Origin of the sequence: Streptomyces sp. NPDC059452 (assembly GCF_042750035.1) — a bacterium.
Classification (GTDB): domain Bacteria; phylum Actinomycetota; class Actinomycetes; order Streptomycetales; family Streptomycetaceae; genus Streptomyces.
The window spans coordinates 174,168-199,763 of record NZ_JBHYVE010000010.1; the positions used below are offsets into that span (position 1 = coordinate 174,168).

At 72.2% G+C, this 25,596-nt stretch carries 22 protein-coding genes; 8 read left to right on the forward strand and 14 right to left on the reverse strand.

Annotated elements, in window-relative coordinates; genetic code table 11:
• Positions 1-97: 97 nt before the first annotated feature.
• On the reverse strand, positions 98-2,011 hold the full coding sequence (locus ACFW9Z_RS16085; RefSeq protein WP_384640356.1) for an MFS transporter: 1,914 nt from the start codon (positions 2,009-2,011) through the stop codon (positions 98-100).
• Positions 2,012-2,205: 194 nt separating this feature from the next.
• Entirely contained in the window at positions 2,206-4,746 is a 2,541-nt protein-coding gene (locus tag ACFW9Z_RS16090) for a serine hydrolase (RefSeq protein WP_384640359.1), read from the reverse strand.
• A gap of 193 nt (positions 4,747-4,939) precedes the next feature.
• On the opposite strand from ACFW9Z_RS16090, the gene ACFW9Z_RS16095 reads away from it, so the two are divergent.
• The 3 genes from ACFW9Z_RS16095 (at position 4,940) to ACFW9Z_RS16105 (ending at position 7,394) form a co-directional block, all read left to right on the forward strand.
• Entirely contained in the window at positions 4,940-5,659 is a 720-nt protein-coding gene (locus ACFW9Z_RS16095) for a GPP34 family phosphoprotein (RefSeq protein WP_384640361.1), read from the forward strand.
• A 343-nt stretch (positions 5,660-6,002) separates the two neighbouring features.
• Complete coding sequence (locus ACFW9Z_RS16100; protein ID WP_384640364.1) at positions 6,003-6,860, forward strand: helix-turn-helix domain-containing protein; 858 nt, start codon at positions 6,003-6,005, stop codon at positions 6,858-6,860.
• Between the two features lie 327 nt (positions 6,861-7,187).
• Positions 7,188-7,394, forward strand: a complete 207-nt coding sequence (locus ACFW9Z_RS16105; protein ID WP_384640368.1) for a DUF397 domain-containing protein — start codon at positions 7,188-7,190, stop codon at positions 7,392-7,394.
• 136 nt (positions 7,395-7,530) lie between these two features.
• Here the strand turns inward: ACFW9Z_RS16105 and ACFW9Z_RS16110 are convergent, their stop codons facing one another.
• Complete coding sequence (locus ACFW9Z_RS16110) at positions 7,531-8,409, reverse strand: hypothetical protein (RefSeq protein WP_384640552.1); 879 nt, start codon at positions 8,407-8,409, stop codon at positions 7,531-7,533.
• Between the two features lie 106 nt (positions 8,410-8,515).
• Here ACFW9Z_RS16110 and ACFW9Z_RS16115 point away from each other — a divergent pair, with 106 nt between their 5' ends.
• The gene (locus ACFW9Z_RS16115) at positions 8,516-9,298 is read left to right on the forward strand and encodes an SDR family oxidoreductase (RefSeq protein WP_384640555.1); all 783 of its coding nucleotides are present in this window, start codon (positions 8,516-8,518) and stop codon (positions 9,296-9,298) included.
• 35 nt (positions 9,299-9,333) lie between these two features.
• Here ACFW9Z_RS16115 and ACFW9Z_RS16120 read toward each other — a convergent pair whose 3' ends face one another.
• From ACFW9Z_RS16120 to ACFW9Z_RS16150, 7 genes are all read right to left on the reverse strand, one after another.
• On the reverse strand, positions 9,334-10,452 hold the full coding sequence (locus ACFW9Z_RS16120) for an ADP-ribosylglycohydrolase family protein (RefSeq protein WP_384640371.1): 1,119 nt from the start codon (positions 10,450-10,452) through the stop codon (positions 9,334-9,336).
• A 181-nt stretch (positions 10,453-10,633) separates the two neighbouring features.
• Positions 10,634-11,260, reverse strand: a complete 627-nt coding sequence (locus ACFW9Z_RS16125; protein WP_384640374.1) for a hypothetical protein — start codon at positions 11,258-11,260, stop codon at positions 10,634-10,636.
• A 78-nt stretch (positions 11,261-11,338) separates the two neighbouring features.
• Positions 11,339-11,635 (reverse strand): hypothetical protein, encoded by a 297-nt coding sequence (locus ACFW9Z_RS16130; RefSeq protein ID WP_384640377.1) that lies wholly within the window; start codon positions 11,633-11,635, stop codon positions 11,339-11,341.
• A 107-nt stretch (positions 11,636-11,742) separates the two neighbouring features.
• Complete coding sequence (locus ACFW9Z_RS16135) at positions 11,743-11,952, reverse strand: helix-turn-helix domain-containing protein (protein WP_384640380.1); 210 nt, start codon at positions 11,950-11,952, stop codon at positions 11,743-11,745.
• Positions 11,952-12,449, reverse strand: a complete 498-nt coding sequence (locus ACFW9Z_RS16140; RefSeq protein ID WP_384640382.1) for a DUF2975 domain-containing protein — start codon at positions 12,447-12,449, stop codon at positions 11,952-11,954. Before ACFW9Z_RS16140 ends, ACFW9Z_RS16135 begins: the two co-directional genes overlap by 1 nt.
• 41 nt (positions 12,450-12,490) lie before the next feature.
• Positions 12,491-13,150 (reverse strand): maleylpyruvate isomerase N-terminal domain-containing protein, encoded by a 660-nt coding sequence (locus ACFW9Z_RS16145; protein ID WP_384640385.1) that lies wholly within the window; start codon positions 13,148-13,150, stop codon positions 12,491-12,493.
• On the reverse strand, positions 13,147-14,079 hold the full coding sequence (locus tag ACFW9Z_RS16150) for an NAD(P)-dependent oxidoreductase (protein ID WP_384640388.1): 933 nt from the start codon (positions 14,077-14,079) through the stop codon (positions 13,147-13,149). The genes ACFW9Z_RS16145 and ACFW9Z_RS16150 overlap by 4 nt, the downstream gene beginning before the upstream one ends.
• Positions 14,080-14,211: 132 nt before the next feature.
• Here ACFW9Z_RS16150 and ACFW9Z_RS16155 point away from each other — a divergent pair, with 132 nt between their 5' ends.
• Positions 14,212-15,201 (forward strand): GlxA family transcriptional regulator, encoded by a 990-nt coding sequence (locus tag ACFW9Z_RS16155; protein WP_384640390.1) that lies wholly within the window; start codon positions 14,212-14,214, stop codon positions 15,199-15,201.
• On the opposite strand, the gene ACFW9Z_RS16160 is transcribed toward ACFW9Z_RS16155, so the two are convergent.
• On the reverse strand, positions 15,174-16,616 hold the full coding sequence (locus ACFW9Z_RS16160) for an MFS transporter (RefSeq protein ID WP_384640392.1): 1,443 nt from the start codon (positions 16,614-16,616) through the stop codon (positions 15,174-15,176). The two genes, ACFW9Z_RS16155 and ACFW9Z_RS16160, sit on opposite strands and share 28 nt — an antisense overlap.
• A 17-nt stretch (positions 16,617-16,633) precedes the next feature.
• Positions 16,634-18,055, reverse strand: a complete 1,422-nt coding sequence (locus ACFW9Z_RS16165; protein WP_384640395.1) for an FAD-binding oxidoreductase — start codon at positions 18,053-18,055, stop codon at positions 16,634-16,636.
• 278 nt (positions 18,056-18,333) lie between these two features.
• Here ACFW9Z_RS16165 and ACFW9Z_RS16170 point away from each other — a divergent pair, with 278 nt between their 5' ends.
• The gene (locus ACFW9Z_RS16170; RefSeq protein WP_384640397.1) at positions 18,334-19,518 is read left to right on the forward strand and encodes a LuxR C-terminal-related transcriptional regulator; all 1,185 of its coding nucleotides are present in this window, start codon (positions 18,334-18,336) and stop codon (positions 19,516-19,518) included.
• A 52-nt stretch (positions 19,519-19,570) separates the two neighbouring features.
• Here the strand turns inward: ACFW9Z_RS16170 and ACFW9Z_RS16175 are convergent, their stop codons facing one another.
• Positions 19,571-20,356 (reverse strand): NPP1 family protein, encoded by a 786-nt coding sequence (locus ACFW9Z_RS16175; protein ID WP_384640558.1) that lies wholly within the window; start codon positions 20,354-20,356, stop codon positions 19,571-19,573.
• 488 nt (positions 20,357-20,844) lie between these two features.
• Positions 20,845-23,427: a bifunctional FO biosynthesis protein CofGH gene (locus tag ACFW9Z_RS16180; protein WP_384640399.1), complete on the reverse strand. Its 2,583-nt coding sequence runs from the start codon at positions 23,425-23,427 to the stop codon at positions 20,845-20,847.
• A 248-nt stretch (positions 23,428-23,675) separates the two neighbouring features.
• On the opposite strand from ACFW9Z_RS16180, the gene ACFW9Z_RS16185 reads away from it, so the two are divergent.
• Together ACFW9Z_RS16185 and ACFW9Z_RS16190 are read left to right on the forward strand one after the other, a co-directional pair.
• Positions 23,676-24,515: an alpha/beta fold hydrolase gene (locus ACFW9Z_RS16185; RefSeq protein ID WP_384640402.1), complete on the forward strand. Its 840-nt coding sequence runs from the start codon at positions 23,676-23,678 to the stop codon at positions 24,513-24,515.
• Between the two features lie 144 nt (positions 24,516-24,659).
• Entirely contained in the window at positions 24,660-25,451 is a 792-nt protein-coding gene (locus ACFW9Z_RS16190; RefSeq protein WP_384640561.1) for an HAD family hydrolase, read from the forward strand.
• The last annotated feature ends 145 nt before the right edge of the window (positions 25,452-25,596 follow it).

Genomic DNA, 25,596 nt, shown 5'->3' on the forward strand with positions numbered 1-25,596 from the left:
ACCTTGCCAGGACGGCCCCCGTAGAGGGAGGTCCAGCGAACGATGGTCCGTACAGCCAACCGGCCCGTAACGCCCTTGTCCCAGGCGCCGGTTCAGCTCAGCTGAGCTCCTCCGGGCACGGCGTTCCCGGCTGGAGCTTGTACGGGGCGGCCAGCCGGTACACCCCCGGCCTCGGCGCCAGCAGCTCGATCCACTCGTCCCCGTACGTGCCGTCCTCGATCTTGTTCAGGCAGCCGTGGAGGTTGTCGAAGGTCTTCGGAGCGGTCTCGTCCTCCCGCGTCCGCAGCTTGGACTCCTCGGTCTCCTGCGGCCCCTCCAGGCTCTTGCCCTGCTCGTCGACGAGGCCGAGCCAGCGCGTGTACGGGATCCGGATCAGCACCCGGCCCGCCGACTCGACCCGGATCGTGAGCTCGTTCGCCCCCGCCTTCTCCACCGTCGCGGGCGGATCGGCGAGCGGGGTCGGCTCCAGGACCCGGTAGAGCTTCCAGTTCTCGTCGCTCCAGATCTCGCGGAGGTAGGGCAGCCCCTGCCCGACGAGCTCCGCCTCCTGCCGGGCCCCCATGTCCGGCCTGCCGGTGGGCAGCACCACATAGTGCACCGCCCAGCGGTCCAGCCACTGACGGTAGTTGACCGCGTCCAGGGTGTCGTCGTAGAAGAGCGGGTTGCGCTCCATGTCGGCCTGCCGGTTCCACCCCCGGGCCAGGTTGTACGTGGCCAGCGCCGAGGCCTCCCGGTGGCTGCTCGCGGGGACCACCTCGACCCGGCCCCGCTCCGCCCCGACCTGCTGGAGCTGGTTGACCAGGGGGGCCAGCGAACGGGCCCAGGAGGCGTCGGGGGCGGTGCGGACGATGTCGTCGACGCCCTTGTACCCGATCCAGAAGTTGAGCCCGGCGAAGGCGAGCACCAGGGCGTACCAGCGGCGGCTGCGCGGCACCGTGTACGGCAGGGCGGCGAGCAACGCGATCCCGGCGAACAGCATCGCCATCCGGGTCACGTTCGACCCGATCTGCGAGTCGACGAAGTAGGTGAGGACCGTGCCGAAGCCGTAGACGGCGGCGGCGGTGCGGACCGTGCTCCAGTCGCGCGGTACGAGGAAGAAGACGAGGACCGAGAAGGCGAACGGCAGCGACACCGTCCCGAGCGACATCGGCTGCGTACCGGAGAACGGGAACAGCAGGGAGGACAGCGCCACCACGGCGACGGGCGCGAGCCCGATCGCGTACGCGCCGGGGCGCCGCTTGTGGAGGAAGAGCGCGGCGGCGACGACCCCGAGGAAGAGCCCGGCGACCGGACTGGACGCGGTCGCCAGACCGGCGAGCGGCGCCGCGACGGCCGCCTTGGCCCACCGCTTGTACCGCCAGCGGTGGGGCCAGCAGAAGACCGCGGCGACGGCGCCGACGGCGAACATCATGCCGAGCCCGAACGTCACCCGCCCCGACAGCGCGTTGCAGAGGTAGGCGAAGACCCCGGCGAGCGAGCAGGCCAGCGGGTTGCGCACGGCCCGGACCCGGACCAGGATCAGCGCGGTCAGCCCGGCCGAGACCGTACCGACGATCATCATCGTCGACCGGACGCCGAGCACGGACATCAGATACGGCGAGACCACGCTGTACGAGACGGGGTGCATGCCCCCGTACCAGGCGAGGTTGTACGCGGTGCCCGGGTGCCGGCCCACGAACTCGGCCCAGGCGTCCTGCGCCGCGATGTCGCCGCCGCTGTTGGCGAAGAAGAGGAACCACAGGACGTGGGTGACGGCCGCGGCCGCCGTGGCGATGGTGACGGGGTGGCGCAGCAGCCGCCGGGCCCGGGTGGGCGGCGGTGCGGAGTCGGCGTCCCCGGTGGGCTCCGGCGCGCGCGGGGAGGGCACCAGGACGCGCGCGGGCGCGCTGACGGCGCCGCCGACGACGTCCTCATGGGGCGAGGCGTCGCCCCCGGCCGTCGCGGCCGTTCCCGCGCTCTTCCCTGTGGTGCTGTCCGCCTCGCGGCCGGGTCTCGGCTCCGCGGTGGTCACTACGGCTCTCCCCGTCATCCGCCGGCCCCGTACACCCGAATAAGACGCGTGCCGGCGTCATCCAGTTGTCCGGGGACGCTAACACGTACCTCCGACACATACCCCCGACATAAAAGCAGGGCGTCCCCGGCGCGGGACGGGGTCAGCGATGCCGCTCACACCGTCCCGTACCCACCCCGCGTAACTCCGGCCGGTCAGCCGATCCCGATCCTCGTCAGCTTGTCGCCGATCGCCGGTTCGGTCAGGTCGTCCTGGAGCACCACCGGTGCCGTGACCTTTCCGGTGCCCGTGCCCACGGTCACCATGCCGACCTCGCTGCCGGACTTCGCGGCGTGCTCGATGCCCTTGCCGCTGTCGGTGACCTTGAGCTCGACCTCCAGGCCGGGCCAGCCGACCGCCTTGAGGTTCTTCGTCGCTATCACCGGGGTCCGTGCGCCGAACCCGTTGTCCACATACCCGACCACGTCCCCCTTCTTCACCACCGTGGCGGAGGTGGCCGCCTTCTGCGCGTCCTTGATCAGCTTCAGGCTGTTGGTCAGGGAGAGCGTCAGGCTGTCGTAGACCCGGCCGGTACCGGCCTGCTGGCCCATGACCGCTCCGTAGATCCACAGCCTCTTGCCGTCCACGACGGTGTTCGCGGACCAGAGCAGGTTGCCGCCCGCCGGGGTGGAGGAACCGGTCTTGATCCCGCTCACACCGGGCTCCAGCAGGAGGGTGTTGTTGTTGTAGATCTTGCCGTCTATGCCCTTGATCTCGACCTCGGGCATGTCCACGATCTCGCGGAACACCTCGTTGCGCATGACCGCCTGGGCCAGCTTGAGCTGGTCGGTGGCGGTGGAGACGGTGGTCTTCTCCAGCCCGCTCGGGTCCGTGTACGTCGAGTCGGTCATCCCGAGGTCCTTGGCCGCGTCGTTCATCTTGTCGATGAACGCGTCCTCGCTGCCCGCGTCCCACCGGGCGAGCAGCCGCGCCGCGTTGTTCCCCGAGGGGATCATCAGGAGCTGGAGCATCTGCCGCTGGCTGAGCTGCTGGCCCTTGGTCAGCGGGGCCGTCGACTCGTCGGGACGCTGGGACTCGTCCTCGGCCTTCTGGTCGACGGTGATCGTCTCGCCCTCCTCGTCACCCTTGAGGGGGTGGTCCTTGAGGATCACGTAGGCGGTCATGACCTTCGCGACGCTGGCGATGGGCGCCGGCTTCTGCGCCCCCTCGGAACCGAGCGACCCGACGCCGTCCACCATCACGGCGGACTGCCCCTGGCCCGGCCAGGAGAGCTCGGTCTCGCCGCCTTCGAAGGCGTACGTCGGCTTCGCCGTCAGCTCCAGGACCGGCTCCGGCAACGGGCGCATCATCTGCGCGATCGCAAAGATGATCAGCAGGAGGAGGACCAGCGGGGTCCAGATCTTGATCCGGCGCACCACCGTACGGACCGGGGTCTCGGCCGGTGGCGGGGTGTTCGTCAGCTCGGCGAGCAGGTCGAGCGGCGGCTTGGGCGGCAGCGGCTGCTGCCGGGTCCGCTCGGCGGCCGCCCAGGAGGGAGCGGCGGGGGCGGGGGCCGGGGTGGCCTCCGGCGCGCCTGCGGGGGCCTTGGTCTCCGGGCTCCCGGGCTCCGGCTTGCGGGGCGCGGGGGCGGAAGCAGAAGCGGAAGCGGAGGCCGGAGCAGGGCGTTCGCGTACGTCGTCGGAGCGCAGGGGTACGAAGGTGCTCGTGCGCTCGACGGTGCTCTCGGGCTTGTCCCGCGCCTGGTCACCGGCCTTGTCCCGCGCCTGGTCACCGGCCTGGTCACCGGCCTTGTCACCGGCCGCCTTGAGGTCCTGGAGCTCCTGCGGCGAAAGCTTCAGCGCGGTCGTCGGCTGGTCGACCTTCTTGGGGGGCGCGACGGCCTTGAAAACGGCCGTGGGCTGATCGATTCCTCGCAGGTCGGAGCCGGTGCCGGAGGGGGTGTCGCTGCCAGTGTCGGATGCGGTGCCAGCCTCTGAGCTGGAGTCGGCGCCGGTTTCCGGCTGGTCGGCCTTGGCCTTGGCCTCGGCTTCGGGCTCGGGCTCCTCGACGCCCGCGGGCTTCCCGGCAGACTCCTCAACGCGCTCGGCCTCGGGCTTGGACTCGGGCTTGGACTCGGCGTCGGCCTTCGGCCCGCTCTCGGCCCCGCCCTCTGCCTCGTCGCCCTCCGCCGCCACGTCCTCGGCGGTCGTGTCCTCGGCGGCGGCATCGACCCATGCGGCGACCGCAGCGCGCAGCCGGACATCACCGGGCTCCGGCTCGGCCCCGACCCTTTCCCCGGCCCGGTCCTCGCCATCGCCCTCAGGGGCCTCTGCGGCCACGCCAAGAGCCTCGGAGCCCTCGGAGCCCTCGGAGTCCGAGGGTTCCCCGACGGAGTCCCCTGCGAGCTTCTGAGGCGTTACAGCGCCCCCAGAGGCCTTCGCGGGCTCCTCCTCGCCGGAAGCGGGCTTCCCCGCGCCAGAAGAAGGCCCCTCCGCCGCAGAATCCGTAGAAGCCGAAGAAGAAGTCGAAGAAGAAGCAGCCGTAGAAGAAGCAGGGGCAGAAGCCGAAGCGGGGGCAGAAGACTCGCCCTCCGGAAGCCGCGGCCGGAAAACAGCCGTAGCCGTATCCGACGCAGCCCCGTCCACATCCGCACCCGCACCGGGTTCACGGAACACCGCGAAGCGCGGGTCATGTTCCTCCGCAGCCGTCCCCGACGACTTCCGCTGCTCCGTTTTGTCGGGGGACTCGCCCGCCACCGATGCCTCCTCATGCGCCGCGGGGCAACCCCCGCGCTGTCCGAACCATCTACCAGTGTCCTGTGTGAACCCCTGGCCGAGCTGCTAGACGAGAACGACATACCTACTGGTTCCCGTACAAAGCAGTCAGGCGCTCTCGACAGATGAATGTGAGAGGGGTCACCCTGTCAGACATCCACGCGGGGAGGCATGGATGGGCAGGAGCCGCAGAACAATCCCGGAGGAGCTTCTGTTGCTCGCTCTGGACCCGGCCACGGGTACCACAGCGCAGCCGCAGTCGCTCGACCTCGGCCTGGCCGGGGCACAGCTAGTGGAGCTGGCTCTGGCAGGACGGATAGCCCCTGACGGGGATCGTATCGCCGTGGTGATGCCACGGCCGACAGGAGATCCGACACTGGACTCCGCACTGGAGCTGCTGCGCCGTCGTGGCAGCCCGGTACGGGCGGTCCACTGGATCGGCGGACCCCGGCTGGGGCTCCGCCAGATCTACCTCGCTCATCTGGAGCGGTGCGGCATGGTTCATGCCGTGGCGGGCCAGATGTGCGGAGTGCTGCCGACGACGCGCTACCAGGCGACGGAGACGGCCATCAGCCGGGACATCAGGGCCCGGCTGGACAGCGCGATCCGCACCGGCGTACCGCCGGACCCGCGGACCGCGGCGCTCGCCGCACTGGCCCACGCGGTCGGACTCGGCAAGCATCTGTACCCCGGGAACGAGGGGCGTTCATCGCGCTCCCGGCTCCGGGACCTGATCAGGCACGACCCCATGGGCGGCCTCGTGGCGCATGCCGTGATGGACGTCCAGAACGGAGTGGCGGTCCAGCCACGCCGTACGCAGCAGGCAGCGGGCGTTCCGTTGCAGCCGCAAGCACAGGCACGTCGGGGCAGCATGGCGCACACCGCCGCGAGCTGACCCGGCACCGCCTGGGCGGACCACCCTGGGCAGGCGCAGCAGAGGGCCTGGGCAGGGCCCGCGCAGAGGACCGCGCGGACAATCGCACACCGCCGTACCGTCGTCATCGGACCCGGTTCGGGAGCCGCACCACGCGCGGGGCAGCCGGTTTCGACCGGCTGCCCCGCGCGCTTGCGCGCCGTAGCGCACGCCGCCTCGCGCGCCGGTACGTGCTCCGGTGCGCGGTCGGGGGCTTATACCGCACGCACCTGCTTGTGGCCGTTTCCCAGCGCGGCCCGGGCAAGGGGTGGCAATCTGCTGAGCAGTAGATACGCACAGCTACATAGCCGGAGGTGCACTTTCCGTGCCGTCCAACGTCAATCCCACAGTCAGGCGACGCAGGTTGGGCCAGGAACTGCGCCGCCTGCGCGAACTCAAAGGCATGACGGCCGAGGAGGTGGCGGAGCGCCTGCTCGTCTCGCAGTCGAAGATCAGCCGCCTGGAGAACGGCCGCCGCTCCATCAGCCAGCGCGATGTGCGTGACCTCTGCGGGGTGTACGAGGTCGAGGACCACCGCATCGTCGACTCGCTCATGCAGATGGCCAAGGACTCGCGCCAGCAGGGCTGGTGGCACGCCTTCGGCGACATCCCGTACAGCGTCTACATCGGCCTGGAGACGGACGCGGAGTCCCTGCGGGTGTACGAGCCCCAGATGGTCCCGGGCCTGCTCCAGACCCGGGCGTACGCCGAGGCGCTGATCAGCGGCGCGCTGCCCGAGGCGCCGCCGACGGACATCGAGAAGCGCGTCAACGTACGGTCCCGGCGCCAGGACCGGGTCAACGCGCCGGAGAACCCGCTGCGGCTCTGGGCCGTGATCGACGAGTCGGCGCTGCGCCGGCGGGTCGGTGACAACCAGGTGATGATCGACCAGCTGGAGCACCTCGTCGAACAGTCGCACCTGCCGCATGTGACCGTGCAGGTGCTGCCGTTCGAGATGGGAGCGCACCCCGGGATCAACGGGCAGTACGCGATCCTGGAGTTCCCGGACGCCGCGGACTCCAGCGTCGTCTACATCGAGGGCGTCACGAGCGATCTCTATCTGGAGAAGGCGAACGACGTGCAGCGCTACAGCGTGATGTACGAGCACCTGCGGGCACAGGCTCTGAACGTGGAGCAGACGCGGGAGTTCATCACCAAGATCGCCAAGTCGTACACGAGCTGAGCAGACCGACTGAGCAGACCGAGCGACAGGCCAAGCGACGGGCCGAGTGAGCTGATCACCGGCCGCATGCTGATCACCGGCTGAATCAGGACACCGCGCCGTCCGCTCCGGCGGACGGCGATGGGCGCCGAAGCGCGCCAACGGGTACCGAGTGAGGTGGCGGCGGCACAATACACCGCCGCCACCTCACAGCGTAAGAGTTCCAGGCTAAATGACACCCGGTCGAGTGAACGGCCATCTCATGGACGGGACTTGGCGAGTAGCGTCGATCACGCCAACCGGAATCTGGTTGGTGCGACTCACCCAACTCTCTGAACCGGAGTGAACATGGCTATTCTTCAGGGTGCTACGGAAATGTGGACGAAGTCGTCGTACTCCGGGGGCAACGGCGCGTGCGTCGAGGTCAAGTCCCCGGTCGCTCTGTCCATCGCCGTGCGTGACTCGAAGGCCCCCGAGGGCCCCTCGCTCACCTTCGTCCCCGGTGCGTGGAACGCGTTCGTGCGCGAGGTCGCCACGAGCCCGGTCGACGCCTGACCGAGGCCGACGCACGGCCGAGGCCGATGCCTGACCGCAAGGCAGGCCGCACCACCTGATGGAGCCCTCTCGACCGGTCCGCCGTCCTGGCCGAGGGGGCTCGGCACGCCGCCACCGCCACCCCACCCACCGGCCATCACCGCAACCGGTCGACGTACCGATCGGTCCCCGGCACGGTCGGAATGAACGGCGCGACCAGCTCCACCCGCCCCAGCCCCGTCTCCGCGACCGCCGCGTCGAGCCCGGTGAAGTGCGCCTCCCAGCAGGTACGGGGATCCTCCTGGAGGAACCACAGCAGCGTCAGCCGGGTCCCCACCCCCTCGACCTGCTTCACGTAGGTCATCCGGTCGCCGGGCAGGGGCGTCGGCCGGAACACGGTCACCATGGCGGCCGGTGACCCGTGCAGCCGCTTCGGCAGATGCCGGGCGCGCAGCCACTCCAGCAGCTCCGCCCGCCGCCCGGGCCCCTCGGCGTCGACGACCTGGAGGACGAGGCCCGCGTACGGGTGGTCGAGCGCGTGGATGTCACGGGGCCCGGCGGCCCCGTCGCGGTAGACGGTGGCCTCGTGATCCTGGAAGGCCGTGAAGACATGAGTCCGGTCCTGGTAGACCCGGCCGTCCCGGTTGAGCCGCTTGTTGATGGCGACGGTCCACTTCATGTGGTCGTCGTAGCGCCCCTCGGTCACCCAGTACGTCGACAGGTAGCACCCCGTCCCCACCGGCTGCGCGACCGCCGACTCCTCCGGGTAGCGCAGCTCCTGGAGCTCCTTGGTGGCCACCCAGCGCCGCCCGGCGGACATCCACGGCATGGCCATGGCGCCCGCGTAGTAGTGGTCGTCCTCGTACCAGCGGTTGTACGCGTACTCATGGCCCGGATGCGGCTCGACCATGGTGATCAGCGCATGCCCGGGCCGCACCCCGTACGGCCCCACCGCGGCCAGCTCCGCATAACCAGCACTCCGCGCCCCACCGCTGCCACTGCCACCACCGCCACCGCCACCTCCACCGCCCACCATGCCCGGCATCCCCTTCCTCTTCCTCTTCCTCTTCCTCTTCCATCAGGCCCTTCCCCCACCTAATCTGACGCTCCGTCAGATGAACTTCCAGGGCCGGGAGGCGCCGATGTTGCTCGCGGGGAAGACCGTCATCGTGTCGGGCGTCGGAGCGGGACTCGGGCACCGGGTCGCGGAGACCGTCGTACGGGACGGAGGCCGCGCGGTGCTCGGGGCGCGTACGGCGGCCAACCTGGCCAAGAGCGCGGCGGAGATCGACCCCGGGGGCCGGAACACCGCCCACCTCCCGGCCGACATCACCGACGAGGCCCAGTGCGAGGCGCTGGCCGCGCTCGCGGTCGAGCGGTTCGGCGGGATCGACGCGGTGGTCCATGTGGCCGCCTGGGACAGCTGCTTCGGCGGCCTGGAGGACGCGGACTTCACCACCTGGCAGTCGGTCCTCGACGTGAACCTGCTCGGCACCCTCCGGATGACCCGGGCCTGCCTGCCCGCCCTCAAGGAGCACGGCGGCTCGGTGGTGGTGATCGGTACGCAGTCGGCGGTGGCCGCGCCCTCCCAGGTGCGGCAGACGGCGTACGCGGCGTCCAAGGGGGCGCTCACCTCGGCGATGTACTCCCTGGCCAGGGAGCTGGGCCCGCACCGCATCCGGGTCAACACGGTCCTGCCGGGCTGGATGTGGGGCCCGCCGGTACAGGCGTACGTCCGGTTCGCCGCCCACACCGAAGGCGTACCGGAGTCCGAGGTACTGGACCGGCTCACCGGGCGGATGGCCCTGCCGGAGCTGGCCACGGACGGCGATGTGGCGGAGGCCGTCGCGTTCCTGGCCTCCGACCGGGCGCGGGCGATCACGGGCCAGTCGCTGCTGGTCAACGCGGGCGAGCTGATGCGCTGACGTGTACGTACGGGGTTTCACGTACGTACGGGGTTTCACGCCCCGCGCGGGTAGCGGGCCAGCCACCCCGGGGCGGCGGCGGCCGGGCTGTGCAGGGCCGGGCCCTGGGTCATCTCCATGGCGAAGTCGTCGGCCAGTTCGAGGAGGGTGGACCGCCCCTCCAGCTCCGCGAGCCAGGCCGGCGGCAGCGCGGTCTCCCCGTGCAGCGCGCCGAGCAGCGCCCCGCAGAGGGACCCGGTGGCGCGCGAGGGCCCCCCGTGGTTCACGGCGAGCCGCAGCCCGTGCCGTACGTCCTCGCTGACCAGCGCGCAGTACACGGCGACGGCGAGCACCTCCTCGGCGGCGTCGCCCGCCCCCAGCCCCTCGATGAGGGCGGGGCCCGGGATGCCCTGCCGTACGGACCCGAGGGCCTGCTGAAGGGCCTCGGCCACCGGTTCGTGGCCGGGGCGCTCGGCCAGCAGGGCCAGGACGTGCTGTACGGAACCGTCCAGGGTCTCCCCGCGCGCCAGCCCGTGCACGAGTACGGCGAAGGCTCCGGCGGCCAGTTGGGCGGCGGGATGGCCGTGGGTCTGGGCCGCGCACTCGACGGCGAGCTGGAGCACGAGCTGCGGCTCCCACCCCACGAGCAGCCCGAACGGCGCGGACCGGGTCAGCGCGCCCGCGTCCCGGGCGGCGGGGTTCTTGGGCCGCTCCAGCGTGCCCATGACGGGGTCGCCGAAGCCGCCCAGGCACTCCCGGGAGGGCCCGCGGCGGGCGTAGAGCCATTCCTCGGCGGCCAGCCACCCGTTGTCCTTGCGCCGCTCGTCGGGCCCCCAGTCGTGCTGGGTGGCGGCCCAGCGCAGATGGGCCCGGTGGACATCGGTGGGCGGGTGCCAGGCGCCGGTGTCGCGGCGGACCTGGGCGCGGATCAGCCCGTCGACGGTGAACAGGGTGAGCTGGGTGAGCGCGGTGACGGCCCCGCGTCTGCCGTGCGCGGGAACGTAGTCGGTGACCCCTTCGGGCCCGTGGGCCGCCCGGATCTCCTCCAGCGCGAGCCCGCTGACCCCGGCCCCGAGCGCGTCCCCGATGGCCCCGCCGAGCAGGGCCCCGCGCACCCGGCTGCGGAAGTCCTGCTGCTCGGCCCGTCCCCAGACCGCCGTGGTCCCTGTGCTCACCCCGCCCCCTCCCCGACACCCCGTACGTCCGTGCGAGCCCCTGCGGGCGACCGCGCAAGCACTGTAATGGAACGGGAACGGGTGGCAGAGGGGGTGACCGGGGTACGTACGGGTATGTCGACGGACGTCCCGCAGGTCGTTTTTGACCGGGGGGAAGGCCGGCCCGAGGGTCCCCGAGGGATCAGGGGCCGGACCGGCCGGGGCGCACCTGACCCGCCACGGCGGCGAGCACGGCGTCCACCGTCTCCCCCACCGACCGTCCGCCGCCGGAGTCGACCCGGTCCAGGCCGTGCGCCTCGACGGCCTCCAGCATCAGCTCCTGGTAGCGGCCGGTACGGGCCAGGAACCGGTCCATGAGCAGCCGCTCCCCCGCCGTGGCCTCCTCGTAGCGCCCCGCCGCCCGCACCCGGTCGCGTACGAGAGTGTCATCGGCGGTCAGCCACACAGCGGCCGTACGGGGCACCGCCAGCCGGGCCACCCGGTCGGGCCAGAGCGCCGAGCCCTCCAGGACCAGGCCCGGACCGGCGCCCCGCGCGTGTGCGGTGATCAGCTCCTCGATGCGCGGCCAGAGCCGTTCGTAGTGGGCGAGGACGGAGGCGATGAGTTCGTCCGTGGTCAACGTCGCGTAGTGCTCGGCGACATGGGGCGGCACCTCGTGCCCCGGCGTCCGCCAGGGCCGGCCCGGATGCCGGGCCAGCCCGTCCGTGGACCGGTACTCGAACCCGAGCCGCTCCGCCACCACCCCGGCGACGGTCGACTTCCCGGTGTTCGACGTCCCGCCGATCAGCACCACCCGCACCTCACCCATGCCCCGACCCTACGGCTCCCCCCCACCGGCGTGGGCATCGTGACCTCAAGCAGCGCTGGTTGTCGCGCCTCGCCCGGGTCATGCCCCCAACTCCTCCTTCACGGGCAGGCACTCGGTGAGCAGGTCGACGACATCGCGCCAGGCTCGCTGCGCGTGCCGTGGGTGGTAGCCGACCCCGGGGGCCGTGGGGTGGCCGACGGCGGCGATCCGGTCGGGGTCGGTCCGCGGTTCGGTGCGCAGCACGTCGAGCGCCATGCCCTCCGGTCCGAGCAGCACCGCAGGCCGGCGGTCGACACCGGCCGGGAGCGCGAGGTGCCCGGTCATCGTCAAACCGTCGGCCGGATACTCGACCGTACGCGCCGCAATCGTCGCCATGAGGCCGGACTGTAGTCATCGCCGAGCCCGGTCCGGCCGGTGTTCTGCCACTGGCAGAGCACCGGCCGAACCGGACCGGGCTGGGCCGGACCGGGCCCGGCCGGGCGTCACTCGTCGGGGACGTACCGCAGTACGTCACCCGGCTGGCACTCCAGTACGCGGCAGATCGCCTCCAGCGTCGCGAACCGCACCGCCTTCGCCCGGCCGTTCTTCAGGACGGCGATGTTGGCCGGGGTGATGCCGACCGCCACCGCGAACTCGCCCACCGACATGTGCCGTTCGGCCAGCAGGACGTCGATGTCGACCACGATCGCCATCAGATGACCTCGGCGAGTTCCGTCTGCATGTCCATCGCCTTGCCGAGCAGCGTCCGCATGATGACCATGAGCATCGAGAACGCCGCCCCCACCACCACGCACGCCAGGGCGGCGAGCAGCGCACCCTCCACGTTCATGCCGTCGTCGGGGGACGGGATGGTGTCGAAGGTCAGGTGCACCGCCGCCCCCAGGGCGATCACGGTGGCCACCACGGCCGCACCGATGACGGTGTCGACCCAACGGAAGGCGGAACGCGTGAAGATGGCGTCCCGCTCGACCATCGAGAGCAGCATCCAGATCGCGCCGAGGGCGGCCTGTACGCAGGCGACGCCGAGGATCGACGCGATGACGTAGGGCAGGGCGTAGGGCTCGTACGGAGGGAAGAGGTCCACTTCGTCGGCCGCCGTCGTCGGGATGATGACGGCCTGGGCGAAGAGGCCGAAGAGGACCGCTGCCGCGATGCCGATACGGAGAATGCCCACCAGGAGACTGTGCATCTATCGAGTTTCGATCGATAGCTATCGAAAGTCAATAGATGTCAGCGTACGGTGCCGTCCCACTGCCACTCCACGCGCCGGGGCAGCCCGGGAAGCGAGGCCCGGCCCGTGCACCACAGCAGGGTGTCGGACGGGCCGTGGCCGGACGGCGCGTCGGGAAAAACACGGGCCAGGACGGCGGCGCTGGTGGTGTCCGGCGGGGTCCGGGGGTGGCCGAGGGTGCGGGTGATGTCGTAGGTGTGGAGGGTCAGTTCGGTGATCGCCATGGCGGCGAAGCCGGTGGCGTCGGAGGGGCCCCAGGGGTGCCAGGCCCGCACCTCCGGCGGGGTGTCGCGGATGGTGGAGCCTGCGAGAGTGGCGGCGATGCGGAGGCCGTCCAGGCAGTCGGGGACGGGGGCCTGGGGGTCGAGTGAGGCGAAGAGCGTGATGTACCGGTCGGTGGGGCGGACGATGAGCAGGCCCGCGTAACCGGTGAGGCCGAGGGCGAGGTGGTCCAGTGTCCGACGGCAGCTCCAGTCGAGGCAGTGGGCGGGGCGCGACCAGTCCGCCCCGGCCACCTCCCCGAGGGCCGCCAGGCTGTCGTCGGTGGCGGTGGCGAGCAGGTCCGTCCATGAAGGGGCGGCGGGAGAAGAGGCGGGAGGGGCCGGAGAGGGCGGCGGGGGAGCCGTGGCTACTGAGGGGAGCACGGTCGTGCGGGTCATGCGCTGTCCGCCCCCTTCCCCAGGGCGCTGTCCGTCCCCTGCTTCGGGGCGTCGGCCGGTCCCTTCCTCAGGACCTCGATCACGCTCGCGTAGCTGTCGGAGCCGTGGCCCGCGTCCCGGGCCCGTTCCATGGTGGCCTTGAGGAGTTCGGGCAGGGCGTTGTCGACACCCCGGGCCGCCGCCGCGTGGAGGAGGTGGTCGACGGTCGCGATCTGTACGTCGACGGTGGCGTCGTCGCCCGGGTAGCGGCCCGCGTCGACCTGGGAGGCGTAGGTGGCCATGAAGCCGGTCACGGCGCTCAGCCAGCGGATCGCGACGGGCGTGAACGCCGTGGCCTCGATCTTCTCCGCGCCGACCAGGGCGGTGCCGTGCAGCCAGCCGGTCATGGTGGACCACATCAGGCCGAGCAGGGCGGCGTCGTAGAGGGAGGCCAGCCCCGGCTCGGCGCCCAGGTGCAGGGGGTCGCCCAGGACCGCCAGGGTCGGGCGGTGGGTTTCGAAGACGGTCTGCGAGCCGCTGTAGAGGAACATCATCTCGGGGCTGCCGACCCCCGGCGGAGTGGTCATGATCGCGCCGTCCAGGTAGTCGGCGGAGTGCGCGCGGGCCCATGCCTCGACCTCCTGGGCCTGCTCCGGGGAGCCGGAGGTGAGGTTGACCAGGGACTTGCCCGCCAGGGAGTCCGCCACCGGGTCGAGGGTGGCGTGCAGCGCGTCGTAGTCCAGGACGCACACGATGACCAGCGGGCTCGCCGCGACCGCTTCCTCAGGCGTCGCGGCCAACCGGGCGCCCCGGTCGACCAGTTGCTGTGCCTTCTGCGCCGAACGGTTCCATACGGTGGTCGGGTGGCCCCGCTCCAGCAAGGTGGCGGCCAGCGCGGATCCCATCTGGCCCAGCCCGATGACGGTGACGGCCGAAAGCTCGGTACCCATGACTCAACTCCCTTTCTCCCCACCCGTTTCCGGGCGGTCGATCTCGTAGGAACCACGCTCGCAGCACCGGACGGGACCGGAAAGTGACAGCCGTGACGGCAACCACCAAATTCCTGCCATACGCTGAGGGGTATGAGCGCTGGTTCCGTCGCCCTGGTCGTGACCGACGAGATCGAGTTCCCCTCCTGGGAGCTGTATGAACTGAGCATCCCCTGCACGGTGTTCGGGAAGCCGCAGCCCGACCTCGCGGACCCCTGGTACGACCTGCGGCTGTGCAGTACGCGGGAGCCAGGACCGGACGGCCCCGCGCCCGGCATCGGGCTCTCCCTGCGCACCCGGCACGGCCTCGCCGACCTCGTCGGCGCCGACACGGTCATCGTGCCCTCGGTGCCCGACGCCTGCGTCGACGAGGGCCGGCCGCTGCCGCCGGAGCTGATCACGGCCCTGCGCCTCGCCTACGACTCCGGCGCCCGCATGGTCTCCCTGTGCACGGGCGCCTTCGCGCTCGCCGAGGCCGGCATCCTCGACGGCCGCCGCGCCACCGCCCACTGGATGCACACCGCCCAACTGGCCGAGCGCTACCCGAAGGTGGAGGTGGACGACTCGGTGCTGTACGTGGACGACGGCGACGTCCTCACCAGCGCCGGGCTGACCGCCGGACTGGACCTCTGCCTCCACCTCGTACGCCGCGACCTCGGCGCCCATGTGGCCAACCAGCTGGCCCGCCGCATGGTGGTACCGGCCCACCGCCCCGGCGGCCAGGCCCAGTTCATCGACCAGCCCATGCCCGCCACCGACGACCGGGGCCTGGCTCCCGTCCTGGACTGGGCCCGGGCCCACCTCGACCAGCCGCTCACGGTCGAGGACCTGGCACACCGGGCCGCGATGAGCCCGCGCACCCTCTACCGACGGCTCCAGGCCGCCACCGGGGTGACTCCGTTGCAGTGGCTGCTCAACCAGCGGCTGCGGCTCGCCCAGAGCCTGCTGGAATCGACGGACCTGCCGGTCTCCAGGATCGGGGAGCTGAGCGGCCTCGGCACGGCCAACAACCTCCGCCACCACTTCCTCAAGCAGATCGGGGTGTCCCCGCGCGACTACCGGCGGGCCTTCCCTCTGGCATAACGGGCCTCACCACCCGGGACTTGGCCCCGGCCCCCGGGCAGGGTGACGGCGGTCAGGGCGGCGGCCAGCGGGAAGAGCGCCACGGCGGCCAGGGCCGTGGACAGGGGCAGGGACCTGGCCAGGGCCCCCACCGTCGCGCTGCCGATACCGCCGCCGACGAAGAACGTGAGGTTGAGCAGGCCCATCGCACCGCCACGCCGGGCCGGTTCGATGTGCGCCGCCATCAGTGCGGTGGTGAAGACCTGGGTCACGGAGAACGCGGCGAAACCGAGGGAGGCCCCGAGAACCGGCAGGAGGACGCCCGGAGCCGCGGCCCCTCCGGCGAGGACCGCCGCGAGGGCGAGGGAGACCGCGCCCAGGAGCCGGTTCCCGTGGTCGCCCGCCGTGAGCCGGCCGGCCAGCCGGGAGAGGACGGCCCCGGCAACCGCGCCGGGCAGCAGCCAGACCCCGACGGACAGCACGCTCCAGCCGTGGTCGCGCACGAGGAGCTGGGGCACGGCGTACATCGCGGCGAACAGACCTCCGTACACCCCGGTACCGATGGCCGCGGCCCGCAGGAAGACCCCGTCCGTGACGAGCGCGCGGGGCACGAAGGACGGCTCGTGGGTACGGACGCGCCAGGTGAGACCGGCTGCCGAGAGAAGCAGCACGAGGGCGGCGGCGGTCACGAGCGGGGTGCTCAGTGCGAGCGCCGTGGACTGGATCAGTACGAGGAACGCCGCGACGGTCAGCGTCAGCAGCGCGGCCCCCGGCAGATCCATGGCCCTGCCCCGGTCGCCGGGCTCCGGAGACTTCGTTGCCGCGGGCAGGCAGAACGGGACGGCCAGGAGGGAGAGCACGGGCAGGACCAGGGCGAGGCGCCAGCTCAGCCACGCGGTGAGGACGCCGCCCGCGAGGGTCGCCCCGGCCGAGAAGACCGCCATCGTCGCGCCGAACGCCGCGAGCACCCGGGGCCGTCCGGCGGGCGCGACGGAAGCGGTCAGCGCCATGGCACCGGCCGCCATCGCGCCGGAGCCCGCGGCCTGCACGAAGCGGCCCGCCACCAGGACGCCGAGGCCGGGCGCGAGGAGGCACACGAGTGCGCCGACGCCCAGTGCCAGGGAGCCGATGAGGAGGGTGGCGCGTACGCCGCGGGTGTCGGCGAGGCGACCCGCCAGCGCGGTGCCGACGCCCAGGGCGAGCGCGTGCGCGGTCAGCACCCAGGCGGTGGCGGCGGGCGGCGAGCCGAGGGCGGACGCCACGGCCGGGAGGGCGACCCCGGCGGCGGTGACACCGAAGACGACCGGACCGAAGAGGGCGCCGTAACGCAGCCCGGCGGAACGGTTCTCCGCGCCGGGCCGCGTTACGGCGCCCGGCGCGCTCGGGGAGGCTTCACCGGCACTCGGCGCGCTCGGGGCAGCTTCACGAGAGGTCATGTCGGATCCAATTCCGATCAGAGGGAGGGAAGGAAGGAGGGAGGGAAGGAGGGAGGAGGCGAGGTCGGGAGGGTTACGCGCGGGGCGATGTTGTGGTTGAGCCGGAAGACGTTCCCCGGGTCGAACTCGGCCTTTACCCGGGCCAGTCGGGCCACCGTCCCCGGGTCGAAGCACTCCTCCGCCACCCCCGCCGTGTCCTCGCCCGCGAGGAAGTTCAGGTAGCGGCGGCCCGTGCCCCACGGCTCCATCGCCCCCAGGACACCGTCGGGCGTGCCGGGGGGCGAGAGCGTGGCGAGGGTGTACGCGCCGTCCCGGGCGCCGACCGCGTTGGGCACCTCGGCGGGCCGGGAGAGCGCACCGCCCAGGTGGCGCAGCTCGACCATCAGGTCGCCGCAGGACGAACCGGCACCGGCCACCCGCAGGAGCGTGTCCAGCGCGTCGGCGCTCAACTCCCGCAGCACGATGTTGCGTTCGTGGTACGGCAGCGGGTGGGTGGGGTCCTGGTGGATGTGGGCGACCTCCGTGTACGGCATCTCGGCGACCGTGTCCGCCAGGGCCGTACCGCTCGCGCGCAGCGGCCGGACCAGCCGCTCCCCCTCCTCGGCCCCGCCCGTGAAGGCGATCCGCACATGCGCGGTGAGCCGGCCCCGGAGGAGCTCCGGCACGTCCGGCGCGTCCGGCAGCCGCAGCAGCGCCACGGAGGAGGTCATCTCCTCCGGAACGGTCGCCGTCCACCGCCGCCACACGTCCAGGACCCGGCCCGCCTGCTCCCCGGGGAAGCGGAGCCCGCCACCGTAGAGCCGGCGTACCGGCACCAGGCCGAACCAGAGGCGGGTGACGATGCCGAAGTTCCCCTTGCCGCCGCGCAGCGCCCAGAACAGGTCCGGGTGGCGGTCGCGGGTGACGTGGCGGAGGGTGCCGTCGGCCGTGACGATCTCGATGCGCGTCACGAGGTCCGCCGCGTATCCGTACCGCCGCCCCAGCGGGCCGAGGCCGCCGCCCAGCGTGTAGCCGACCACCCCGACGAGCGGGGACGAGCCGTTGAGCGGGGCGAGTCCGTGGGGCGCCGCGCGGGCGATGACCTGGTGCCACTGGGCTCCGGCCTCGACGTGGGCGGTACGGGTGAGGGGGTCGACGGCGACGGCGTTCATCCGGCGCGTGGAGACGAGGACCCCGCCGCACGCGGGGGCGGCGATCCCGTGACCGGTCGCCTGGACGCCCACGGGGAGGCCCAGCTGCGCGGCGAAGGAGACCGCGGCGCGTACGTCGTCGGTGGCCCGGGCGGCGACGACCACGTGAGGCCGGTGGTCCGCGAGCCCGAGCCGGTTGAACCCCGCGAGCTCATCCTCGTACCCCGCGTCCTCGGGGGTGAGGACCTCGCCCCGGACCTGGGCGAGGAGCCGACCGAGGGCACGGTTGAGGGTATAGCGCTGCTCCACCGGGCCCACCGGATCCACCGGATCCAGCGTCCGTCCCGCCATCCGTCCCGCCATCCGCCCTGCCATATGTCCCGCCATCCATCCCGCCGTCCGTTCCGTCACGATCGCGCCCTTCCTCGGCTTCCGTGCGGCGGCGGCCCGGAGACGCGCCATCGCCGTGAGGAGCACTGTTCTCCCGCGACGGGCCCTCGCCCATCCCCCGGCCGGGGGGCGGGGCAGCAACCCACCCCCTCAGATGGGGGGTTGGCCCCAGGTGCGGGTCCTGCGAGAGTCGTCGGATGACGCGTTCGACACACCCCCGGACCGGCACCGGCCGCGCGGAACTGCTCTCCCGGGCGGCGAAGGCCACCGACGCGCTCGGCCTGTTCGCCGAGGCCTCGGACCGGCTGCGGCGGCTCGTTCCGTACGACGCGGCCGTGTGGCGCGTCACCGACCCCGTGACCGGCCTGATGACCGCGCCGATCCGGGCGGAGAACCTCGACGAGGGCGGCTGCGCCGTGTACTGGGAAGCCGAACTCTTCACCGACAACGTCAACTTGTTCCGCGATCTGGCCCGGGCCCCGGTGCCGGTGGCCGGGTTGCGGCGGGCCACCGGCGATCTGCCCGCCCGCAGCACGCTCTACGAGTCCTTCATGCGCCCGCGCGGGTTCGGGGACGAACTCCGGGCGGTCCTGCGCGTCGGAGGGCGGCCGCAGGGGCACATCAGCCTGTTCCGGGCCGAGGGGCGGGCGGCCTTCGACGACGCGGAGGCGGCGCTGATCGCGTCCCTGGTCACGCCGCTCGCCGGGCGGCTGCGGTCGTTCGCGGAGCCCCCGCCGCTGCCGCCTCCGCCGGACGGCCCGCCGTCACCGGACTCCCCGTACGGCCCCGATGCACTCCCCCGCCCCCTCCCCCTCGGCCCCGGCCTGCTTCTCTTCGGTCCCGGAGGAGCGCTGTTGTCGGTCAACGACGATGCTCCGGCCTACCTGGACGCCCTGCCCGAAGGGCCTGCCGTGCCCTCGCCCCAGGGGGTGCGGGTACCGGCGTGGGTGCAGGCGAGCGCGATGAGGGCCCGGGCCGTCGCCGAGGGCCGGGAGCGGGGGCCGGTACGGGCGCGGGTGCGTGACCGGGCGGGCCGCTGGCTGGTCTGCCACGCCTCCTGCCTGCGCGAGGCGGACGGCGGTCCGGGCGCTTCGGCGGTGGTGATCGAGCCCGCGAAGAGCTCGGAGATCGTCCCGCTCATCGTGGACGCGTACGAGCTCACCGACCGGGAGACGGAGGTGACCCGGTGCATCGCGCGCGGCCTGCCCACCGGGGAGATCGCCGCACTGCTGCACCTGTCGCCGCACACGGTCCGGGACCACATCAAGGCGGTCTTCGAGAAGGTGGGCGTCTCCAGCAGGGGCGCGCTGGTGGGACGGCTGTTCACCGAGTACTACGCGCCCCCGGCCGAGCGGAACACCACCCGCGTCCGCCACGGCTGACGACCCGGCCCCGGCATGCCTGCCACCACAGGCATGCCGCGAGCCGAAACCCTCAGGCCCAGGGGTCGAAGGGGATACCGGCGGGCTTGGAGTTGTTGAGGAGGTTGCGGAAGCGGTCGTCCTTGTCGGTGACCTTGATGGTCGCGGCCCCGAAGTCCGCGTTCATGAGCCTGTCGCGCAGGGCGGTGGTGGGGAAGCCGTTCCAGTCGACGATCGGCGGGTAGCGCCAGTTGCCGTAGTGGTTCTCGGGCGGCTCGTCGTTGTTGTTGGCGAGACGGAAGAAGTGCGTGCTCGCCCCGTCCTTGTGGTAGACGACCTTGGGGTGCGAACCGTCGAACCGCACCTGGGAGCGCGGGTAGGTCTTGACCGTGCGGTGCTGGGTGGTCGAGACATAATCCACCTGGTTCGCCGCCTGGTTGACCCAGGAGACGACATGCTCGAAGTCATGCCGGTGGCCGCCGAGACCGCTGCCGTGGACGGCCTGGTCCTTCTCGAAGTAGCTCGCGTAGACGATGCCGCACCACCCGTTGTTGCACTTGGCACGGGCGTACGTCTGGGAGTTGTCCAGGTCCCACTTGTCCCGGCAGCTCCCGTTGATGGCGCCGGTCGTCTTCAGCCCGGGGGCAAGGGTGCCGTCCGGCCCGATGGCGGGGGTGGCGTAGCAGCCGTCACCGTCGTAGTCGAAGGCGGGCGAGAAGGACTGCTCGTACCCTCCGGCGTTCTGGGGCAGATGCTGCGGCGGATCGGCGTGCGCGGCGGAGGCGGTCCCCAGCACGAGGAGCCCGGCGGCGGCGAGGACGGCGGCGGTTCGGGTGGCGGTGCGGCGGGCGGGGCGGATGGAGGCGGCGGCGGGCGCCGCCTCCGATGACCCTTCCGGCTCTTCGGACAGGGGCAGGTTCTTCGGCACGGTCTCGTCTCCTCCTCGCAGGACCCGCCCCCCGCTCCGGCGCACCGGGCGTCCGGAGAGGAGCGGATCACAGGGCGGCCGGGGCGGCTGCTCGCCCCGGCGTGGGGCACCTACCGCAGTCTGGAGGAAACCCCCGACGATTGTCCGTACACGGTCACTAATTTCCCCTGACATCGCGACGACGGCCCGACGAAGGCACGACTTTTGGGCACTCCCCCCCTACAACGACGCTGCCGCGCGCGGCGCCTCCGGCCGATGAACGCAGGGGCTTCATCACAGCGCCACACCAGGCCAGGCCAACTGATGGGCAGGCGTTTCATCAGGTCGCCCCTCCCCATCGGCCTCGCCGCCATGGGCTGCCGAGCAGGACACGGTGAACCCTCGAAGACACACCCTGCCCCGCTTCCCCCGGTAACCCCTCAGCTGGGCAACACCGGCAACAGCTCCGGGAGTTGACCGTCCGAGGCCGTCGCCGCCGCGATGCGTTCCGCCGGGACCTCGCCGTACAGGGTCGTACGGGGGCGGGACGGGCGGCCCGCGAGGTCGGCGATGGCCTTGAGGTCCTGGATGGAGCGGTACGAGCCGTAACTCGACCCCGCCATGCGGGAGATGGTCTCCTCCATCAGCGTGCCGCCGAGGTCGTTCGCGCCCGAGCGGAGCATTTCCGCCGCGCCCTCCGTGCCGAGCTTCACCCAGCTCGTCTGGATGTTGGTGATGTGCGGGTGGAGGAGGAGCCGCGCCATGGCCGTGACCGCGCGGTTGTCACGGTCCGTCGGGCCCGGGCGGGCGATGCCGGCCAGGTAGACCGGGGCGTTGGTGTGGATGAAGGGGAGGGTGACGAACTCCGTCAAGCCGCCCGTCTCCTGCTGGAGTCGGGAGAGCGTGCGGAGGTGGCCCAGCCAGTGGCGGGGCTGGTCGACATGCCCGTACATCATCGTCGAGGACGAGCGCAGGCCCACCTCGTGTGCGGTCCTGATGACCTCCAGCCAGGTGGCCGTGGGCAGTTTGCCCTTGGTGAGGACCCAGCGGACCTCGTCGTCCAGGATCTCCGCCGCCGTACCGGGGATCGAGTCGAGCCCGGCCTCCTTGGCAGCCGTCAGCCAGTCGCGGATCGACATGCCGGTGCGGGTCGCGCCGTTGACGACCTCCATGGGGGAGAAGGCGTGGACGTGCATGCCGGGAACGCGTTCCTTCACCGCCCGCGCGATGTCGAAGTACGCCGTGCCCGGCAGGTCCGGGTGGATGCCGCCCTGCATGCAGACCTCGACCGCGCCCACGTCCCACGCCTGCGCCGCCCGGTCCGCGACCTGGTCCAGGGAGAGGGTGTACGCGTCGGCGTCCGTGCGGCGCTGGGCGAAGGCGCAGAAGCGGCAGCCGGTGTAGCAGACGTTGGTGAAGTTGATGTTCCGCGTGACGATGTACGTGACGTCGTCGCCGACCACGTCCCGGCGCAGCGCGTCCGCGATCCGGCACAGCTCGTCCAGCGCCGGGCCGTCCGCGTGGAGCAGGGCGAGGGCCTGGTCGTCGGTGAGCTTCGTCGGGTCGTCGGCGGCCTGGCTCAGCGCCTGGCGTACGTCGGCGTCGATGCGGGACGGGACCATACCGGGCGCCGCCGCCTCGCGGAGCGCCTCCCAGTCCCCGTACACCTCGTCGAAGTCGTTACGGCGGTCCCCGGTGCGGCCCTCGGTGTCGATGGTGACGTGGAGGTCGGTGCGGCCGGAGGAGGTGAAGCCCTCGTCCGGCTCCTGCCAGGGCAGGCCGACGGGGAGTGCGTCCTCGCGGGCCAGGCCCGTCTCCGGGTCGGCCAGGGCGCGGACGTGCGGGAGGAGGCGGGGGTCGAGCCAGGGCTCGCCGCGCTGGATGAACTCCGGGTAGATGGTGAGGCGTTCGCGGAGTGTGAAGCCCGACTCGGCGGTGCGCGAAGCCAGTTCGTCGATGTGCGGCCAGGGGCGTTCCGGGTTCACGTGGTCGGGGGTGAGGGGCGAGACCCCGCCCCAGTCGTCGATGCCCGCGCCGATGAGGAGCGCGTACTCGGCGTCCACCAGGTTCGGCGGGGCCTGGATACGGGCGGAGGGGCCGAGGATGTGCCGGGCCACCGCGATGGCGGCGGCCAGCTCCTCCAGCTCCGCGTCGGGCATCCCGCGCATCGCCGTGTCCGGCTTGGCGCGGAAGTTCTGCACGATGACTTCCTGGATGCCGTGGTACGCGCGGGCCGTCTTGCGCAGCTCGAAGAGGGAGTCGGCGCGCTCCTCGTACGACTCGCCGATGCCGATCAGGATGCCGGTGGTGAACGGCACGTTGGAACGGCCCGCGTCCTCAAGTACGCGCAGCCGTACGGCAGGTTCCTTGTCCGGGGAGCCGTGGTGCGGGCCGCCCGGCTCGGACCACAGCCGGGTCGCCGTCGTCTCCAGCATCATCCCCATGGAGGGCGCCACCGGCTTCAGCCGCTGGAGGTCGGTCCAGGTCATCACACCCGGGTTGAGGTGGGGCAGCAGCCCCGTCTCCTCCAGGACGCGGATCGCCATGGCGCGTACGTACGCCAGCGTGTCGTCGTACCCCTCCGCCTCCAGCCACTCCCGCGCCTCCGGCCAGCGGTCCTCCGGGCGGTCGCCGAGGGTGAACAGCGCCTCCTTGCACCCCATGGCCGCGCCGTCACGGGCGATCTTCAGCACCTCGTCGGGGGACAGGAACATCCCGTGCCCGGCCCGGCGGAGCTTGCCGGGGACGGTGACGAAGGTGCAGTAGTGGCACTTGTCACGGCAGAGACGGGTGAGCGGGATGAAGACCTTGCGCGAGTACGTGATCACCCCCGGCCGGCCCGCAGCCTCCAGGCCCGCGTTCCGGACCCGGGCGGCGGATGCGGCGAGGTCCGTCAGATCGTCGCCGCGCGCCTGGAGCAGGACGGCAGCCTCGGTCACATCGAGGGCGACACCGTCACGGGCACGTTTGAGCGCGCGCCGCATTGCGTTGGAGGTGGGGCGTCCGCTCTGAAGATCGGTCATGAACCGAGCATACGAGCGAGGCGCGCGCACCGGACCAGGGCCTGGAGACCGATGAGTTTTCCTTCGCACGAGTGTCTACCCGTGCGGTGGCCGTCCGGGCCGCCACGGGGGTCATGGAACACGGAACGCACCGAGGAAACACGGGTCCTGTGAGACCCACAGAACCCACAGGACCCACAGGACCCGTGGGACCCACAGGACCCACGGAAACAAGGCGTTCGCGGAACTACCAAGCGGAGAAACCCACCATGTCACCAGCACAGGCGAAAGCGTCCGTCGTGAGCGGGACGGTCGTGTCCGCCGACGGGACGGAGATCGCGTTCGAGCAGTCCGGGCACGGGCCCGCCGTGATCCTGGTCTCCTCGGCGCTCGCCGACCGCTCCGACGCGAGGAAGCTGGCGGCCCTGCTCGCCGGGCACTTCACGGTCGTCAACTACGACCGGCGGGGGCGGGGCGCGAGCGGCGACGGGGAGACGTACGCCGTCGAGCGGGAGATCGAGGACATCGCCGCGCTGATCGCACACGCGGGCGGATCGGCCTCACTGTTCGGTACGTCGTCGGGGGCCGTGCTCGCGTTGCGGGCGGCGGCCTCCGGGCTGGGCGTCGACCGGCTCGCCCTGCATGAGCCGCCGTTCTCGGTGGGCGCCGGTGACTTCGGGCCGCCGGAGGGGTTCGGGCGGCAGATCGAGGGGCTGCTCGCGGAGGACCGGCGTTCCGAGGCGGTCAGGGCGTTCATGGTGAAGGCCCAGGGGATGCCCGGGTTCCTGGTCGGGTCGATGCGGCTGATGCCGGGGGTCTGGCCGACGCTCAAAGGGCTCGCGCACACACTGCCGTACGACATCGCCGTCATGGGCGACACCCGGCGGGGCGTGCCGCTCACGGCCGGGGAGTGGTCTCCGGCCACGATGCCGACGCTCGTACTGACCGGATCGAAGAGCCCGGACGGCTTCCGGCACGCCGCACGGGCCGTCACCGAGGTGCTGCCCGACGCCCGGCACGAGGTGGTGCCGGGGCTGAACCACGGGGCGGTCGTGATGGCGCCCAGGAAGCTCGCCCCGTCGCTGGTCGCGTTCCTGGGCGGGGCGTAGCGCGTGGAAGCGGGGCGGGGCGTAGTGCGTCAGTGCGGGGCGTAGCGCGTCGGTGCTCTCCCTCGCACAGGCTCACTCGTGCGGGGCCGACTCGCCGGATGAGCCGCCTCGGTCGGTGGTCGCGCCCGTAGGGTCGGGACGGTGATGGAAACGATCGTCCTCGGCATCGGCGAAACACTCGTACGCGACGACCGCCACTGGGCGTCCTGGGCCAACTGGCTCGGGGTGCCCGCGCACACGCTCAGCGCCCTGGTGGGCGCGGCCGTCGCCCAGGGCCGCGACGCCACGGACGCGCTGCGGGTGCTGCGGCCCGGCATGGACGTCGACGAGGCGTACTTCGCGCGGGCGGCCGCCGGGCGCGGGGAGCACCTCGACGAGTCGGACCTCTACCCGGACGTACGGCCCTCGCTGGCGGAGCTGCGGGCGGCGGGGGTGCGGGTGGTCGTGGCGGGGAACGGGACGGTCCGGGCCGGGGAGCTGCTGCGGGCGCTGGACCTGCCCGCCGATCTGGTGGTGACCTCGGGCGAGTGGGGCGTACGGAAGCCGGACCCGGCCTTCTTCGCCCGGGTGGTGGAGGTGGCGCGGGCGGCACCGGAAGCGACGCTGTACGTGGGCGACCACCCGGCGGACGACCTGTTCCCCGCCTCGGCGGCGGGCCTGCGGACGGCGCATCTGCGGCGCGGCCCGTACGGGCACTGGTGGGCGGAGCACCCCGATGTGGTGGGGACGGCGGACTTCCGGGTCACCGCGCTGACGGAGCTGGTGGGGGTGGTGAGGCCGGCCGGACCGGCGGCGCCATCGTCGTCGTCCGCGGAACCGTCGGAGTCGACGGCGGATGCGGGGGCGGCTGCGGGGGCGGATACGGATGCGGGGGCGGAGGGGACGGGGAAGGAAGCGCGGGGGGTGCGGAGAGGGGTGCTGAGGTCGGTCCGGTAGCCCCGGACGGCCACTGCGGTCCCGCACGTCCGGCCCCACGGGCCTGAGGCCCAGACAGCCACGGCCGTCCCGCCCGGCCGCGCCCGCGCCGCCCGACCCCGTCCCCCTGGTCGGCGGCCTCCCGGCCCGAAACGCCGAAGCCCGC

What these genes read in the sequence shown, in the direction of transcription:
- ACFW9Z_RS16095 (WP_384640361.1), top strand. Translation starts at nt 4,940, where the DNA reads ATGGGCAGGAGCCGCAGAACAATCCCGGAGGAGCTTCTGTTGCTCGCT.
- ACFW9Z_RS16105 (WP_384640368.1), top strand. Translation starts at nt 7,188, where the DNA reads ATGGCTATTCTTCAGGGTGCTACGGAAATGTGGACGAAGTCGTCGTAC.
- ACFW9Z_RS16110 (WP_384640552.1), bottom strand. Translation starts at nt 8,409, where the DNA reads ATGGTGGGCGGTGGAGGTGGCGGTGGCGGTGGTGGCAGTGGCAGCGGT.
- ACFW9Z_RS16115 (WP_384640555.1), top strand. Translation starts at nt 8,516, where the DNA reads ATGTTGCTCGCGGGGAAGACCGTCATCGTGTCGGGCGTCGGAGCGGGA.
- ACFW9Z_RS16125 (WP_384640374.1), bottom strand. Translation starts at nt 11,260, where the DNA reads ATGGGTGAGGTGCGGGTGGTGCTGATCGGCGGGACGTCGAACACCGGG.
- ACFW9Z_RS16130 (WP_384640377.1), bottom strand. Translation starts at nt 11,635, where the DNA reads ATGGCGACGATTGCGGCGCGTACGGTCGAGTATCCGGCCGACGGTTTG.
- ACFW9Z_RS16135 (WP_384640380.1), bottom strand. Translation starts at nt 11,952, where the DNA reads ATGGCGATCGTGGTCGACATCGACGTCCTGCTGGCCGAACGGCACATG.
- ACFW9Z_RS16140 (WP_384640382.1), bottom strand. Translation starts at nt 12,449, where the DNA reads ATGCACAGTCTCCTGGTGGGCATTCTCCGTATCGGCATCGCGGCAGCG.
- ACFW9Z_RS16145 (WP_384640385.1), bottom strand. Translation starts at nt 13,150, where the DNA reads ATGACCCGCACGACCGTGCTCCCCTCAGTAGCCACGGCTCCCCCGCCG.
- ACFW9Z_RS16150 (WP_384640388.1), bottom strand. Translation starts at nt 14,079, where the DNA reads ATGGGTACCGAGCTTTCGGCCGTCACCGTCATCGGGCTGGGCCAGATG.
- ACFW9Z_RS16155 (WP_384640390.1), top strand. Translation starts at nt 14,212, where the DNA reads ATGAGCGCTGGTTCCGTCGCCCTGGTCGTGACCGACGAGATCGAGTTC.
- ACFW9Z_RS16160 (WP_384640392.1), bottom strand. Translation starts at nt 16,616, where the DNA reads ATGACCTCTCGTGAAGCTGCCCCGAGCGCGCCGAGTGCCGGTGAAGCC.
- ACFW9Z_RS16170 (WP_384640397.1), top strand. Translation starts at nt 18,334, where the DNA reads ATGACGCGTTCGACACACCCCCGGACCGGCACCGGCCGCGCGGAACTG.
- ACFW9Z_RS16180 (WP_384640399.1), bottom strand. Translation starts at nt 23,427, where the DNA reads ATGACCGATCTTCAGAGCGGACGCCCCACCTCCAACGCAATGCGGCGC.
- ACFW9Z_RS16185 (WP_384640402.1), top strand. Translation starts at nt 23,676, where the DNA reads ATGTCACCAGCACAGGCGAAAGCGTCCGTCGTGAGCGGGACGGTCGTG.
- ACFW9Z_RS16190 (WP_384640561.1), top strand. Translation starts at nt 24,660, where the DNA reads ATGGAAACGATCGTCCTCGGCATCGGCGAAACACTCGTACGCGACGAC.